Consider the following 15,743-nt stretch of genomic DNA (forward strand, 5'->3'; position numbering starts at 1 on the left):
CGACAGGATGGCGTGATGACTCGGTCGACAGCAATGCCGGATGCCGCGTCCGTCACGCCCCGTCGCCGGCGGCGCGGTCTCGGTGTCGGCATCCTGATCGGCGTGCTGGTGGTCGTGGTCGGCGGCGTCGTGCTGGCGGATGTCGCGGCCAGGGCCTACGCCACGGACCAGGTTGAGCGGCAGCTGGCCAGCCGCCTGCCCGCGGGCTCCGGACCGGTTGCGGTGAAGATCGGCGGGTTCTCGTTCCTGCAGCAGTACCTCGCCGGCAGTTTCGACACCGTCGAGCTGTCTGCGCCAAGCCTTGCCATCGGGGGAGTGACGGGCGACGCCGAGATCACCGCGCACGGCGTGCCCACGGAAATGGGCGGAACGGTGCGCGAGGCCAGTGGGTCGTTCACGATCGGTGAAGACGCCGTCAACGCGCTGCTGGTCGAACGCGGGCTCACCGACCAGACGCAGCTGGTAGACGGTGCCGTGCAGTACGAGAGCAGCTTCGAGGTGTTCGGCATGACCGTGGGCTTCCGGGTGACGCTGGAACCGCGGATCGGTGGCGACGTGGTCACCCTCAGCCCCACCTCGATCGAGGGCCTCGGCAGCGCACCGGTCGACATCTCGGCCTTCATCGACGAGGCCGGCCTGGCGATCCCGATCTGCGCGGCGGAACTGCTGCCGGCCGGGGTGCAGGTGACCGGGATCGCCGTGACCGAAGGCCAGCTGCGGCTGGATGTCGCGGCATCCGACCTGCCCCTGACTGCCGAAGCGCTCACGACGACGGGCTCCTGCGGGGGCTGAAGGAGCGCCGCCCCTGACGCGGGGCAGCGCTCCTCAATCAGCGAGCTGGCTGCTACTAGCTGCTACTCGTAGCGCAGCGCGTCGATCGGGTTCTGCCTCGCGGCGCGGGCCGCGGGCAGCGTGCCAGCGAGGAACGACAGCGCACCGATCACGGCGATCACGATCAGCAGGCCGAGCGGTTCGAACACCAGCAGCGTCAGCCCCGGCAGGTCGGCGAGCAGGCCTCCGCTGAGCATGCCGTTCAGGCCTGCGCCGGCGAGCATGGCGAGCCCCGCACCCAGCGCGCTGCCGAGCAATCCGATCGCGAGCGCCTCCAGGCTGAACAGCCGGAACACGTGCCGGCTGCCCATGCCGAGCGCCTTCATCAGGCCGATCTCGCGGGTACGTTCCTGCACGCTCATCAGCAGCGTGTTCACGATGCCGAAGCCCGCAGCGATGAGCGCGATGACCGCGAACCCGCTGAGCACGGCGATGATCGCGTCGATGACGGACTTGAACACGCCCATCTGGTCGTCGACCGTCATCCCCTCGTATCCTTGCGCGGCGAGGTCATCCTTGATGCCGTCGAGCGCTGCCTGGCCCGCGTTCAGGTCGAACCGTGCGATCACCTGGGCGTACTGGTCGCCGGCACCGTCCGGCGCACCGGTGAACTGCAGGTCGGCGATTGTCTTGCTGAGTGTCTCGTTGATGCCGATTCCTGCCGCGAACAGGGTGTCCTCGGCGACGCCGACGACGGTGCCGCCGGTCTCGTGCACCGCACCGGTGGCGTCGGTCAGACCGATCTGCACTTTTTCGCCGATGACCGAGTCGTAGTCGTCGAAGCCGAGCGCCTCGGCGTAGTCCCTCGTCAACATCACCTCGGGTTCAGCGGTCGCGTGGTCGAGCTGTTCGCCGGCCACGATCGGCGGCTCGGTGGCCGACGCTGTGGCACTCCAGGCGAATTCGTACTGCGCGCTCTTCTCGCCGGAGATGTAGTCGATCTCCAGCAGCCGAACCGGAAGCACCGATCCGACACCGTCGACCGCCTCGATCTTGTCGAGGTCGGCGCCGCTCAGCGTCGTGTAGCTGCCGCGTGGCGTCTCGAAGGCTTCCTCGGAGTCGGCGGCTTGGTACTCGGCCGGGCCGTCGGTCGGCTCAAATTCTTCGGGCTGCTGCGAGATGACCAGTACGTCCCCGGCGCCGAGCGCTGAGGTCTGGTCTTGCAGATATCGGTTGACACCCGCGCCGAGGGCCTGGGTGAGGGTGAGCGTGAACGCTCCCACTACCAGGGCGAGCACGGTGAGGGTGGTGCGCAGCTTGCTGCGGAACACGTTGCGCGAGGCGGTCGCGATGACATCACGAGTTCTCATCGGGCCACTCCCGCCAGGTCGAGTTCGGTCACCAGTCGGCCGTCGCGCACCGTGATCTGACGGCCGCAGCGCTCGGCAAGGTCCTCATCATGGGTCACCACGACCAGGGTGATGCCCTGTTCCTGGTTGAGCGAGAACAGCAGGTCTTCGACCACCGCGCCGGTGTTGCTGTCGAGGTTGCCGGTGGGTTCGTCGGCGAAGATGACGCTCGGTGCGCCCACCAGGGCGCGCGCGATCACGGCACGCTGCTTCTGCCCACCCGACAGTGCGGTGGCTTTCGCGCCGGCCTTGTGCTCGAGTTCGAGTCTGGTCAGCACCTCCATGCCGCGTCGACGGCGCTCGCGCGCGCCGACTCCGGCGATGACCAGGGGAAGGGTGACGTTCTCGAGCACCGTCTGCGAGCCGTTCAGGAAGAACTGCTGGAAGACGAACCCGAACTCCCGGTTGCGCAGCGCGTTCAGCTCCCGCGGACGCAGGGCGGCGCTCTCGACGCCGTTGACGGCGAGCGTCCCGGAGTCCGGCCGATCGAGCAGGGCGAGCAGGTGCATCAGCGTCGACTTGCCAGAGCCGCTCTTCCCGACGATGGCCACGGACTCGCCGCGGTCGACCGTCAGCGAAATATCGGTGAGCGCATCGAACCGGGCAGCACCGGTTCCATACGCCTTACTGAGGCCGCGCGCCTCGATCGCGGGAGGGGTCATCTGGGTATCCATTCGTCGTATAGCCGTGAAGGGCGCACCAAAGTGCGTAATCCTCACGCTACGGGCGACCGGGCCGCGGGCAACAGGGTGCTAACCCTCCACCTTGCGGGGGATAACACCCGGTTCGGGGCAGTGCCGTTCGACTCGGTAGGCTTGGGCTCGGCTTCGGGACCAAGCCGCGTTGACCGCCGCACTCGTGCCCGTTTTCCGTCTGTTCGTTCGTGAGGTGCCGATGACCACAAACCCGCTCGCCCCGGACTGGCTTGCCCATCCGGACGACGCCAACGCGCTCGCGCCGGCGGTGTGGTCGCAGAACGCCCACCGCACGCAGACGGGCGAGATCGCCCTCGGCGGCGTCACCGCCCGTGACCTGGCATCCCGCTTCGGAACCCCGCTGTACGTGATCGACGAGGCCGACGCGCGCGGACGCGCCCGACAGGTTAAGGCCGCCTTCGACGCCGAGTTCGCCGCCGTCGGCTCCAGCGCCAAGGTCTACTACGCGGGCAAGGCGTTCCTCTCCACCGAGGTCGCCCGCTGGGTGACCGAGGAAGGCCTGTACATCGATGTCGCCAGCGGGGGAGAACTGGCCGTCGCGCTCGCCGCGGGGGTGGATGCCGCCCGCCTCGGTTTTCACGGAAACAACAAGAGCCTCGCCGAGATCGACCGTGCAGTGTCGGTCGGCGTCGGAGCGATCATCCTGGACAGCTGGGTTGAGGTGGAGCGCGTGGCGAACGCCGCCGAACGCTACGGAGTCGTGCAGCCGGTGCGGCTGCGCACCAACAGCGGGGTGCACGCCCACACCCACGAATACCTGGCGACCGCGCATGAGGACCAGAAGTTCGGTGTGCCGTTGACCGATGTTCCCGAGTTCGTCGGCCACATCCGCTCCTTCCCCGGCCTCCACTTCCTCGGCCTGCACTCGCACATCGGATCGCAGATCTTCGACGCCGGCGGCTTCATCGAGGCGGCCAGGCGCCTGCTCGGCGTGCACGTGGGATTGCTGGCTGCCGGACCGGTTCCGGAGCTGAACCTCGGTGGCGGCTTCGGCATCGCCTACACCGCCGCCGACGAGGTGACCCCGATCGAGCAGATCGCCGCGAGCTTCGCCGAGGTGGTGTCCGCGGAAGCCGCACGTCTCGACATCCCGATTCCCGTCATCGCGATCGAACCCGGCCGTGCCATCATCGGCACCGCCGGTGCCACCCTGTACGAGGTGGGCACCATCAAGGACGTCGCGGTCTCGATCGGCGACAGCGTCGCCATGCGCAAGTACGTGAGCGTCGACGGCGGCATGAGTGACAACGCCCGAACCGCCCTGTACGCGGCCGACTACAGCGCCCGCATCGCCAGCCGCTCATCGACCGCCGACCCCGCCCTTGTGCGCGTCGCAGGTAAGCACTGCGAGAGCGGCGACCTGGTCGTGCTCGCCGAGTACCTGCCGGGGGATGTGGCCCCAGGCGACCTGCTCGCGGTTCCCGCTACCGGCGCATACTGCTGGTCGCTCGCCAGCAATTACAACTACCTCGGCCGGCCCCCGGTCGTCGCCGTGAACAACGGTGAGGCGCGCATTATCGTGCGCGGTGAAACCGAAGAAGATCTGTTGAGAAGAGACGCAGGAGTCACCAGCGCATGATCGAATACCGCAACCTTCGAGTAGCCCTGCTCGGCGCCGGCAGCGTCGGCGCCGAAGTCGCCCGGCAGCTGCTCGAACACTCCGACGAACTCGCAAAGCGGGCCGGGGCCGGCCTGACCCTGGTCGGCATCGCGGTGCGCGACGTGGACGCTCCGCGCACCGTCGACCTGCCGCGCGAGCTGTTCACCACCGATGCCGAGTCGCTGATCCTGGGTTCGGACATCGTGATCGAACTGATTGGCGGCATCGAACCGGCGCGTAGCTACGTGCTGCAGGCGATCAATTCCGGCGCCGACGTGATCACCGCCAACAAGGCGCTGCTCGCCACGCACGGCCCGGAACTGTTCGACGCGGCGGAACGCGTGGGTGCCCAGCTTTACTACGAGGCGGCCGTGGGCGGCGCCATTCCGATCATCCGGCCGCTGCGCGACAGCCTCGCCGGCGACCGGGTGGAGCGCATCCTCGGAATCGTCAACGGCACCACCAACTTCATCCTCGACAGCATGCACACCACCGGCTCGACATTCGAGGACGCTCTCGCCACCGCGACCGAACTCGGCTACGCCGAGGCCGACCCGACGGCCGACATCGGAGGGTACGACGCCGCACAGAAGGCGGCGCTGCTCGCGAGCCTGGCCTTCCACACCACGGTGCCGCTCGACTCGGTGTACCGCGAGGGCATCACCAGCATCACCAAGGACCAGATCGCCTCGGCCACCAAGGCCGGTTACGTCATCAAATTGCTGGCAATCTGCGAGAGACTGACGGATGCCGCCACCGGCGAGAACGGCGTCAGCGCCCGGGTTCACCCGGCGCTCGTGCCGGCGCAGCATCCGCTGGCCGCGGTGCACGGCGGCAACAACGCCGTGTTCGTGCACGCCGAGGCAGCAGGAGATCTCATGTTCTACGGCGCAGGCGCCGGCGGACTGCAGACCTCGTCCGCGGTGCTCGGCGACGTGGTCTCCGCCGCCCGGCGACACGTCGCGGGCGGGCCCGGTGTGGCCGAGTCAACGCACGCCAACCTGCCGATCCTGCCGATCGGGCACGTGCGCTCGCGCCACCAGATCACGCTCGCCGTGGCCGACCTGCCCGGCGTGCTGGCAAGCATCGCCACCGTGTTCAGCGACCATGGAGTCTCGGTCGAGACCGTGGAGCAGTCGGTGAGCACCAGTGCGGAAGACCCCCAGCCCACCGCTACCCTTGTTATCGGCACTCATGAGGCAATGGAGTCCGATCTTGCGGCCACCGTCGCCGAGCTCGAATCGAGTTCAGCGGTGAGCCGTGTGATGTCTGTTCTACGAGTTGAAGGACTGTAATGGCTAACCAATGGCGTGGTGTTCTGCGCGAGTACGCGGACCGACTCGACATCTCTGATGCGACTCCGATCATCACCCTCGGCGAGGGCGGCACTCCGCTGATCCCCGCCCCGGCGCTGTCGGCACGCACCGGCGCCACGGTCTGGGTGAAGTTCGAGGGCATGAACCCCACCGGATCTTTCAAGGACCGCGGCATGACCATGGCGGTTTCCAAGGCCGTCGAGCACGGCGCGAAGGCCGTGATCTGCGCCTCCACCGGAAACACGTCGGCCTCGGCCGCCGCATACGCCACGCACGCCGGCATCACCTCGGCGGTGCTGGTGCCGGAGGGCAAGATCGCGATGGGCAAGCTCGCCCAGGCCATCGCCCACAACGCCCAGCTGCTGCAGGTTCGCGGTAACTTCGACGACTGCCTCGACATCGCTCGTGACCTCGCCGCGAACTACCCGGTGCACCTGGTCAACTCGGTGAACCCCGACCGCATCGAGGGTCAGAAGACGGCCGCGTTCGAGGTCGTCGAGGTGCTCGGCGACGCTCCGGACTTCCACTTCATCCCGGTCGGCAACGCCGGCAACTACACCGCGTACTTCCGCGGCTACAGCGAAGACCTCGAACGCGGCGCCAGCACCAAGCTGCCGCGCATGTTCGGGTTCCAGGCCGCGGGCAGCGCACCCATCGTGCGCGGCCACATCGTGAAGGATCCCGAGACGATCGCCAGCGCCATCCGCATCGGCAACCCCGCCTCGTGGGAGCTTGCGCTGAACGCACGGCAGTTGAGCGGCGGCTATTTCGGTGCCATCGACGACGCCAAGATCCTTGAGGCGCACCGCATCCTCTCTGCCGAGGTCGGCATCTTCGTGGAACCGGCATCGGCGATCAGCGTGGCCGGTCTGCTCGAGCGCAGCGAAGCCGGCGAGGTGCCGAAGGGCGCCACCGTCGTGCTCACCGTCACCGGCCACGGCCTGAAAGACCCGCAGTGGGCGCTGCGTGGTGCCGACGGCACCGACGTGAAGCCCACCAGCGTTTCAGCGGACACCGCAGAGGTGGCCGACGTGCTGGGGCTGGCCAAGGCATGAGCGCAGTGCCAGTCGGCACAGTGCCTGTCGGCACGGCGGTGAGCGTCAAGGTTCCGGCCACGTCTGCGAACCTCGGCCCGGGCTTTGACACCCTCGGCATGGCCCTTGCGTTGTATGACGACCTCGAGGTGACTGTGCGTGAGCGCCCCGGCGCCACCGTCGAGGTGCGCGGCTACGGTGCGGGAGAAGTGCCCACCGACGAGAGCAACCTGGTGGTGCGCGCCATGTCGCACACCTTCGCCGCGTACGGCATCGAGATGCCGGGTCTTGACCTGGTGGCCAACAACGTGATTCCGCATGGCCGAGGACTCGGGTCATCCGGTGCGGCCATCGTGTCGGGAATCATGGCCGCGAAGGGGCTGCTTGCCGGGATCGTCGAGATCGACTCCGAGGCGCTGCTGACCCTCGCGACCGAGCTGGAAGGGCATCCGGACAACGTCGCACCCGGCCTGTTCGGTGGCCTGACCATCGCCTGGACCACGCCGGAAGGGCCGCGGCACAAGCGGCTCTCCGTGCACCGCGGAGTGTCCGCGCTGGTCTGCGTTCCCGAGCACACCATGTCCACCGCGGCCGCGCGCAGCCTGCAGCCGGCGAGCGTGCCGCACGAGGATGCCGTCTTCAACGTGTCGCGCTCGGCGCTGCTTATCGCAGCCCTGGTGCAGAGCCCGGAACTGCTGCTCGCGGCCACCGAAGACAAATTGCACCAGAGCTACCGCGCCAGCGCGATGCCCGAGACCAACGCGCTGATCACCACGCTGCGCGACGCAGGACTGGCCGCCGCCGTGTCCGGCGCCGGGCCCTCGATCCTGGTGCTCTGCAGTGACCCGGAACAGCGCCTGATTGCCGCGCGTTTGATAGCCGAACACGCCGAAACGCCGTGGCAGGTCATGATGCTGGCCGTCGATCTCAAAGGTGCTACAGTAATCACGCACCCGGTAGAAGCCCTGGCCTAGCCAGACATCCCGAGTTGCATAATCACTAGCACTCGCCCACCCGCAGTCTCTGGACTGCCAGGCGTGAAGTCTGAGTTTTTCAACCACAGCCTTCACTCGCGTCTGCGCAGCCTCCCGAAACCGTGAATCGGCGAGCGGCTGAGCCCCGGGATGTTCTTTTCCCGGGGGCGAAAGGAACCCTTTTTTCAGTGTCTGACACAGCAGAACGCACCGTCGGTGCGTCCACACGCGCCCTCACTGGTCTCAAGCTGGCGGAGCTTCAGGCTCTCGCCGTCGAGCTCGGCATCAGTGGCGCGTCCAAACTTCGCAAAGGAGAGCTCATGGAGAAGATCCAGGAGACCCGTAACCCGGATGCCGCGACCGCTCCGGCTGAAACCGCTGCCGCTGCGGCCCCCGAGGTCGTAGCGCCCGAGGTTGTGGCCCCCGAGGCCGCCGCCTCCGACGCGGTGCCCGCCACCGCGCAGCCCACCACGGAGGCAGCGCCGAAGAAGCGTGCCTCGCGCCGCGTCAGCGCCGCCACCGGCGAGCTTGTCGCGCCGAAGAAGTCCGACCAGCACGCGAACAACCGCAGCTCCGGACTCACCGAGCTGACCGCCGCCGAGATCTCGGCCCGCGCCGGCTCGACGACCACCCGCACCGCCGCGGCTCCCGCGAGGACCACCGCTCCGGTGAAGACCGCCGCTCCGGCCGAGGCCACGGCACCGGTCGACACCACGGCACCGGTCACGTCGACCGAGTCCGCGACATCCGCAGCGCCCGTCGCAGACGAGGCCGCCCCGGCCGCCGCGCCCCGCGCCCGCCGCAATGGCCGCGCCAAGCAGGCCGCCGGCCAGCCCGTTGCGCAGCCCGACGCTGAGCAGGCCACTGCGCAGCCCGAGGTCACGGCCGTCGAGGCCGCACCGAAGCAGGCCGACCGCACCGAGACGCCCGCGGGCGCCGAGGCCGAGCAGGAGACCACGCCCGAAGAGGGCGAGGGCCGTCCCGGCCGCCGCAACCGCAACCGCAACCGCGGCGAGCGTGGAGAGCGCGGCCAGCAGGGCCAGCAGACCCAGCAGGGCCAGCAGCCCCAGCAGGGTCAGCAGACCCAGCAGGGTCAGCAGAACGACGGCCAGAACCGCAACCAGCCGAAGGCCGACCTGCAGGAGGGCGGCCGCACCCAGCAGCGCGACCGTCAGCAGCAGCAGGTCGAGGTCGACGGTGACGGCCGCGGCCGTGGCCGCTACCGCGACCGCAAGCGCGGGCGCGGCGCCCAGGGCGACGACTTCGAGCCCGAGATCAGCGACGACGACGTGCTCATCCCCGTCGCCGGCATCCTCGACGTGCTGGACAACTACGCCTTCGTGCGCACCTCCGGCTACCTGCCCGGCACCAGCGACGTGTATGTGTCGCTCGGCCAGGTGAAGAAGTACAACCTCCGCAAGGGCGACGCCGTTGTCGGCGCCATCCGCCAGCCGCGTGACGGCGACAACCAGGGCGGACGCCAGAAGTACAACGCCATCGTGCAGGTCGACTCGATCAACGGCCAGACCCTCGAGCAGGCCGCGAACCGTGTCGAGTTCGGCAAGCTCACCCCGCTCTACCCGCAGGAGCGTCTGCGTCTGGAGACCGAGTCCACCAAGCTCTCCACCCGCATCATCGACCTGGTGGCGCCGATCGGCAAGGGCCAGCGCGGACTCATCGTCTCGCCGCCGAAGGCTGGCAAGACCCTGGTGCTGCAGGCCATCGCGAACGCCATCTCGAAGAACAACCCCGAGGTGCATCTGATGGTCGTGCTCGTGGACGAGCGGCCCGAAGAGGTCACCGACATGCAGCGCACCGTCAAGGGCGAGGTCATCGCCTCGACCTTCGACCGTCCGGCCGAAGACCACACCACGGTCGCCGAACTGGCGATCGAGCGCGCCAAGCGCCTGGTCGAGCTCGGCCACGACGTGGTCGTGCTGCTCGACTCGATCACCCGCCTCGGCCGTGCGTACAACCTGGCGGCTCCGGCATCCGGTCGTATCCTGTCCGGCGGTGTCGACTCGTCGGCGCTGTACCCGCCGAAGCGCTTCTTCGGAGCGGCCCGCAACATCGAGGACGGCGGCTCGCTGACCATCCTCGCCACCGCGCTGGTGGAGACCGGGTCCAAGATGGACGAGGTCATCTTCGAAGAGTTCAAGGGCACCGGCAACATGGAGCTCCGCCTGTCGCGCCAGCTGGCAGACAAGCGCATCTTCCCTGCCGTCGATGTGAACGCATCCGGAACCCGCCGCGAAGAAATGCTGCTGGGCGCCGACGAGGTCAAGGTCACCTGGAAGCTGCGTCGCGCCCTCGCCGGCGTCGACCCGCAGCAGGCGCTGGAGATCGTGCTCGGCAAGCTCAAGGAGACGCAGTCGAACGTGGAGTTCCTCATGCAGATCCAGAAGTCGCTGCCCCAGCCGGGCAACCACAAGGACGACTAACGCATGTTCGAGTCAGTAGCAGTGCTACTGGCCGAGCATGAGGATCTGCAGGGGCAACTCTCGGATCCTGCCGTTCACGCGGATGCGGCCAGGGCAAAGAAGATCAACCGCCGGTACGCCGAATTGAGTCAGATCAAGGCGGCGTACGAGGGGTGGCTGCAGGCGCAAGAGGACCTGGCCGCGGCCAAGGAACTCGCCAAGGAGGACGACGCGTTCGCCGAGGAGGTGCCGGCGCTCGAAGAGACGCTGGCCACCGGCCAGGAGAAGCTGCGGCGTCTGCTGATCCCGCGCGACCCCGACGACGGGCGCGACGTGATCATGGAGATCAAGGGCGGAGAGGGCGGCGCCGAGAGCGCGCTCTTCGCCGCGGATCTGCTGCGGATGTACCTCCACTACGCCGAGTCCCGGGGTTGGAAGACCGAACTGCTCGAGCGCACCGAGAGCGATCTCGGCGGCTACAAGGATGTGCAGCTGGCCATCAAGTCCAACGCCAGCGACCCTTCCCAGGGTGTCTGGGCGCACCTGAAGTACGAAGGTGGGGTGCACCGTGTACAGCGCGTGCCCGCCACCGAGTCGCAGGGACGCATCCACACGTCGACCACCGGGGTGCTCGTGTTCCCCGAGGTTGACGCCCCGGAAGAAGTTGAGATCAGCCAGAACGATCTCAAGATCGACGTGTACCGGTCGAGCGGCCCCGGTGGCCAGTCGGTGAACACCACCGACTCCGCCGTGCGCATCACCCACCTGCCCACCGGCATCGTGGTGGCCATGCAGAACGAGAAGAGCCAGCTGCAGAACCGGGAAGCCGGCATGCGCGTGCTGCGGGCTCGCATCCTCGCCCGCCAGCAGGAAGAGCAGGCCGCGCTCGACAGCGCTCAGCGCAAGACTCAGATCCGCACCATGGACCGGTCAGAGCGCATCCGCACGTACAACTTCCCGGAGAACCGCATCGCGGATCACCGCACCGGCTACAAGGCGTACAACCTCGACGCGGTCATGAACGGTGCCCTCGAGCCGGTGATCGAGTCGTGCATCCAGTTCGACGAAGAGGCGCGCCTGGCTGACATCGGCGACCAGCACTGACCGTGAACACTGTGTCGTCCGTCCGCGCCAGCGCCATCGATGTGCTGGCCCGGGCGGGCATCCAGAGCCCTGAGGTCGACGCCGAACTGCTGATCGGTCACGTGCTCGGCGTCTCGCGCGGGCAGGTGCAGGCGAAGTCCGTCACCGACGCGCCGATTTCCGAGGCGGATGCCGCGGCCGTGGCCGATGCCATCGAGCGGCGAGCCCGCCGGGAACCGCTGCAGCACATCACCGGGCTCGCCGCATTCAGGTCACTCGAACTGGCCGTCGGCCCGGGTGTGTTCGTGCCGCGGCCCGAGACCGAGTTCGTGGCGCAGCTGGCGATCGACACGCTGCGGGCCATCCCGGGCGATGCTGTCGCGGTGGACCTCGGCACCGGCAGCGGCGCGATCGCCCTGGCGCTGGCCACCGAGGTGCCCACGGCATCCGTGCACGCGGTCGAGAACTCACCGCGGGCGTTCGTCTGGACCAAACAGAACTTCCGCAGCGTGAACGCGAGTAACGCCCGTCTGGTGTTCGCCGATCTCGCCGACGCGCTGCCCGAACTGGACGGCACCGTCGACGTGGTCGTCTCCAACCCGCCATACATTCCGCTTGGCGCCATCCCGCGCGACCCGGAAGTTCGTTTATACGACCCCGAGCACGCGCTCTACGGCGGCGATGACGGGCTGGATGTCGTGCACCAGGTGTCCGCCACCGGCCGGCGGTTGCTGCACACCGGCGGCACGCTGGTGATCGAGCACGGCGAGGAGCAGGGCCCCGCCATCCGCGAACTGCTGACCGCCGATGGCTGGCGTGCGGTGGCAACCTACCGCGACCTGCTCGGCCGCGATCGCGCGACCACCGCGCTGCGCTAGCCGTTCCAGGCGACCCCGCGCGTGGTGAGGTCTGCCGTTTAGTGGTTCCGCAGGCGCAGGAAGAACCAAACGCCAGACCTCAGCCGGCGACACGAGTGCTCGCGAGGCGAGTCATCCGGTGAGGTCTGCACTTCCGTCGTTCGTTCAGCCGGCGAAGGGCCAAACGCCAGACCTCAGCGGCGGAGTGGGTGACGTTACTCGGGGAGTGCGATCAGCGGGTCGCGGTCGACCCGTGGAGCGTGCCCGAATCACTCGATGCGCCCGACCCGCTCGATGCGCCCGACCCGCTCGATGCCCGCTCCGCGGCGAACTGCTCGATCGCGGTCAGCATGCCCGCCGCGCCCTCGAACAGGTGTGCGCTGATGCCGATGGATGCCGCGCCGGCCACGTTCTCGGGCAGGTCGTCGGCGAAGAACGCGTCCTCGGCCGGTGTCGCGTAGCGCTCGAGTACCCGCTCGAACACCAGGGGATCGGGCTTGCGGGCACCGTAATGCGCGGACGCGAAGAGGTGCTCGCCGAAGATGCCGACCAGCTCCGGGGCGATGTCGTGCAGGTGCGCCCCGCTGAGCGGTCCGTTGTTGGTGAGCAATGTCACCTGGCCGAGCTCGGCCGCGCGGCGGACGGCATCGTGCGCATCGAGCGTCGGCGTCATCGCGGTGGCGCGGAAGCGCACCCAATCCGCGCGGCTCACCTCGACGCCCATGGCCTCGTTGAACGCGACCAGATAAGCCTCGGGCGTTGCGAACCCGCCAGCCTCCGCAGCGATCTCACCCTCGGCATGCCACCAGCGGCGGCGCAACTCGTCCAAGCTGTGCCCGGTGACCTCGGTGAGTCCCGACATCCGTTGTTCCCAGTTGTACGTATACAACACCTGGTCCATATCGAAAATGAAAAGCAGGCTCATGGTGCCTCCAGTCTGCCCGCTCGCACCGCGATAAGCCAATGCGGCGTGTGTCTGTCAAGAGGGCACCCAGCCCCGCCCGACTACGATGTATGCGACATGGCCCGCATCTTCAATTGTTCGGACGACTCCGAACTGCTCACCGGTATGCGCCTTTCCCGTGCAGCGATCGGGCGAGGCGAGCTCGTAGTCCTGCCCACCGACACCGTCTACGGGGTGGCCGCCGACGCGTTCAACCCGAAAGCGGTGCAGCGTCTGCTCGACGCGAAGGGCCGCGGGCGTCAGTCGCCTCCGCCGGTGTTGATTCCCGGCATCCCGACACTGGATGCCCTGGCCGAATCGGTGCCGGATGAAGTTCGCGCGCTGGTCAAGGACTTCTGGCCCGGCGGGCTCACCATCATTCTGCCGGCGCAGTCATCGCTGAGCTGGGACCTCGGCGAGACCCACGGCACCGTGGCGTTGCGGATGCCGAGCAACCGCATCGCGCTCGAACTGCTGTCGGAGACCGGCCCTCTGGCGGTGTCATCCGCCAACCTCACCGGTCAGCCGGCCGCTGCAACCGCGGCCGCCGCCGAAGCCATGCTCGGAGACAGTGTCGCCGTCTACCTGGACGGGGGAGACGGGGGCTCCGACCCCTCGACGATTGTGGATGCGACGTCGCTTCACCTGCCAGACGGCAAGCTGCGCATCGTGCGCCACGGCGTGATTCCCGACGAGGCGATCCGCGACGTCGTGGGAGCCGATCGATGCTCGTAACGGATCTCGCCGACATCATCAACGCCGCCGACGCCGGCGGCTTCCGCATTCCCCGCACCGTCTTCTACGCCATGGTGGGCGCGGTCGCCGCGATCGTCAGCTTCGGCTTGTCGCTGGTGATCTGGAAGCTCAGCATGAAGTACCGGCTCTACCCCAAGATCCGCTCCCGCGACGTACACACCCGCCCCACCCCGCGGCTCGGCGGTGTGGCCATGTTCATCGGAGTGCTCGCCGGCTTCGCGGTCGCCTCACAGCTGCCCACCTTCAGCCTCGTCTTCGCCGAGCCGTTGAAGGTCTTCGCGCTGCTCGGCTCCGCGCTCATCATCGTGCTGATCGGTGTGGCCGACGACATCTGGGATCTCGACTGGGTCACCAAACTGGCCGGTCAGATCCTGGCCGCCGGTCTGCTGGCCTGGCAGGTGCCGCTGGTCTCGTTCCCGTTCATCGAGGGCGTCGCGGTGGTGTCGCCGTTCATGTCGCTGGCGCTGACCGTGTTGCTGGTCGTGCTCGTGATGAACGCGGTCAACTTCATCGACGGGCTCGACGGGCTGGTCGCCGGCGTCGCGATCATCGCCAACGTGGTCTACTTCGTCTACAGCTACCTGCTGCAGCTGCGCGGCAGTACCGACTACTTCAACCTGTCCACGCTGATCTCGGTCGTGGTGATCGGTGTCTGCTTCGGATTCCTATTCCTCAACTGGCACCCGGCGAAGCTGTTCATGGGCGACGCGGGGGCACTGCTGGTGGGCCTGCTGATGGCCGCGTCCACCGTCGCGGTGAGCGGACAGATCAGCCCAGACGAATTCACCGACGACCGGGCGTCACTGCTGCCGTCGCTGATCCCGATCGTGCTGCCGTTCGCGATCCTGCTGGTGCCGCTGCTCGACTTCGCGCTCGCGGTGTTCCGCCGTCTGCGGGCAGGCAAGTCGCCGTTCACCGCCGACCGCCAGCACCTGCATCACCGGCTGCTCGACATGGGACACAGCCACCTGCACGCCGTGCTGATCCTGTACGCCTGGACCACAGTTGTGGCGCTCGGATGCCTCGGGTTCATGTTCCTCGACACGGTGCCGACCCTGATCATCCTGGCCGTCGGACTGATCATCTGCACCGTGGTCACGCTCGCGCCACTCAGCAGGCGCAAACGCGCCGAAGCGGCCGCGCAACTCGCCTCACCGAATGACGCCGCGGCGCCGTCCGCTGAACTCGACCCGCTCGATGTGGCCTCGACGGATTCCATCCGCATCGTCCCGTCGACCACTGCCAAGGAGAAACCAACCGGATGATCGCCGCACCCGTATTAAAGAAAGCCCTCGTCTACGGGGGAGTGCTCGCCCTGGGCATCGCCGTCGTCGGCTCCATCGTGGGTGGCATCGTGGCGGGCGGCGTCGGGGTGATCAGCGCGCTGATCGGCACCGCAATGGCAGCCCTGTTCCTCGGCATCACCGCCGGCAGCATTCTGCTCGCCAGCCGGGTCACGAAGTCCGAGGTGTTCAACCCGATCTTCTTCGCGATCGTGATGGGCGCCTGGCTGGTCAAGTTCATCGTGTTCCTGGTGCTGATCTTCCTGCTGAAGGATCAGCCCTTCATCGACCCCGTGGTGCTCTTCGTCACGATCGTGGTGGCCGTCATCGGCAGCCTGGCCGTCGACCTGATCGCGGTGACCCGTGCGCGCATGCCATACGTCAGCGACGCCGAATTGCCCGGCGACAGCAACGACGCGCTCAATTGAGAACGGTTCAAGTCGTAGGTGACCCGCTTTCTTTGATAGGGTCTTTGACGGCCCCCCCCACCAAAATCCATCGCCGCATGACGCCATGCCCTGAGCTTGGAGATAAGCGCTGCTAGTTAACGCTCTCACTTCATTTGCACCGCTTGCGAGCGG

14 protein-coding genes are annotated in these 15,743 nt (G+C 67.8%); 11 read left to right on the top strand and 3 right to left on the bottom strand.

Features of this window, described 5'->3' with window-relative positions; all coding sequences use genetic code 11:
• The first annotated feature begins 15 nt into the window (after positions 1–15).
• Entirely contained in the window at positions 16–792 is a 777-nt protein-coding gene (locus tag HCT51_RS03690; RefSeq protein WP_166870462.1) for an LmeA family phospholipid-binding protein, read from the top strand.
• A gap of 62 nt (positions 793–854) precedes the next feature.
• On the opposite strand, the gene HCT51_RS03695 is transcribed toward HCT51_RS03690, so the two are convergent.
• Both HCT51_RS03695 and HCT51_RS03700 read right to left on the bottom strand, forming a co-directional pair.
• Positions 855–2,141 (bottom strand): ABC transporter permease, encoded by a 1,287-nt coding sequence (locus HCT51_RS03695; protein ID WP_166870464.1) that lies wholly within the window; start codon positions 2,139–2,141, stop codon positions 855–857.
• Complete coding sequence (locus HCT51_RS03700) at positions 2,138–2,842, bottom strand: ABC transporter ATP-binding protein (protein WP_166870466.1); 705 nt, start codon at positions 2,840–2,842, stop codon at positions 2,138–2,140. Before HCT51_RS03700 ends, HCT51_RS03695 begins: the two co-directional genes overlap by 4 nt.
• A 232-nt stretch (positions 2,843–3,074) precedes the next feature.
• Here HCT51_RS03700 and lysA point away from each other — a divergent pair, with 232 nt between their 5' ends.
• The 7 genes from lysA to prmC all read left to right on the top strand — a co-directional run bounded on the left by lysA (position 3,075) and on the right by prmC (position 12,201).
• A complete protein-coding gene (gene lysA, locus HCT51_RS03705; RefSeq protein ID WP_166870468.1) occupies positions 3,075–4,475 on the top strand; it encodes a diaminopimelate decarboxylase in 1,401 nt (466 codons plus the stop codon).
• Positions 4,472–5,791 (top strand): homoserine dehydrogenase, encoded by a 1,320-nt coding sequence (locus HCT51_RS03710; RefSeq protein WP_166870470.1) that lies wholly within the window; start codon positions 4,472–4,474, stop codon positions 5,789–5,791. The genes lysA and HCT51_RS03710 overlap by 4 nt, the downstream gene beginning before the upstream one ends.
• Positions 5,791–6,867 (top strand): threonine synthase, encoded by a 1,077-nt coding sequence (thrC, locus tag HCT51_RS03715; RefSeq protein WP_166870473.1) that lies wholly within the window; start codon positions 5,791–5,793, stop codon positions 6,865–6,867. The genes HCT51_RS03710 and thrC overlap by 1 nt, the downstream gene beginning before the upstream one ends.
• Positions 6,868–6,872: 5 nt before the next feature.
• Positions 6,873–7,820, top strand: a complete 948-nt coding sequence (gene thrB / locus HCT51_RS03720; RefSeq protein WP_370626906.1) for a homoserine kinase — start codon at positions 6,873–6,875, stop codon at positions 7,818–7,820.
• 188 nt (positions 7,821–8,008) lie between these two features.
• Entirely contained in the window at positions 8,009–10,261 is a 2,253-nt protein-coding gene (gene rho / locus HCT51_RS03725; RefSeq protein WP_166870477.1) for a transcription termination factor Rho, read from the top strand.
• A gap of 3 nt (positions 10,262–10,264) precedes the next feature.
• A complete protein-coding gene (prfA, locus tag HCT51_RS03730) occupies positions 10,265–11,344 on the top strand; it encodes a peptide chain release factor 1 (protein ID WP_166870479.1) in 1,080 nt (359 codons plus the stop codon).
• Between the two features lie 2 nt (positions 11,345–11,346).
• Positions 11,347–12,201 (top strand): peptide chain release factor N(5)-glutamine methyltransferase, encoded by an 855-nt coding sequence (prmC, locus tag HCT51_RS03735; protein WP_370626907.1) that lies wholly within the window; start codon positions 11,347–11,349, stop codon positions 12,199–12,201.
• Positions 12,202–12,412: 211 nt separating this feature from the next.
• Here the strand turns inward: prmC and HCT51_RS03740 are convergent, their stop codons facing one another.
• Entirely contained in the window at positions 12,413–13,105 is a 693-nt protein-coding gene (locus tag HCT51_RS03740) for an HAD family hydrolase (protein WP_191413755.1), read from the bottom strand.
• A 96-nt stretch (positions 13,106–13,201) separates the two neighbouring features.
• Between HCT51_RS03740 and HCT51_RS03745 the strand changes: the two genes are divergently transcribed.
• The 3 genes from HCT51_RS03745 (at position 13,202) to HCT51_RS03755 (ending at position 15,590) form a co-directional block, all read left to right on the top strand.
• A complete protein-coding gene (locus HCT51_RS03745; RefSeq protein WP_166870481.1) occupies positions 13,202–13,858 on the top strand; it encodes an L-threonylcarbamoyladenylate synthase in 657 nt (218 codons plus the stop codon).
• Between the two features lie 71 nt (positions 13,859–13,929).
• A complete protein-coding gene (locus tag HCT51_RS03750) occupies positions 13,930–15,144 on the top strand; it encodes an MraY family glycosyltransferase (protein WP_166871309.1) in 1,215 nt (404 codons plus the stop codon).
• The gene (locus tag HCT51_RS03755) at positions 15,141–15,590 is read left to right on the top strand and encodes a Cg1360 family ATP-synthase-associated protein (RefSeq protein WP_166870483.1); all 450 of its coding nucleotides are present in this window, start codon (positions 15,141–15,143) and stop codon (positions 15,588–15,590) included. Before HCT51_RS03750 ends, HCT51_RS03755 begins: the two co-directional genes overlap by 4 nt.
• The last annotated feature ends 153 nt before the right edge of the window (positions 15,591–15,743 follow it).

The organism is Salinibacterium sp. ZJ450 (genome assembly GCF_011751885.2).
Classification (GTDB): Bacteria; Actinomycetota; Actinomycetes; order Actinomycetales; family Microbacteriaceae; genus Ruicaihuangia.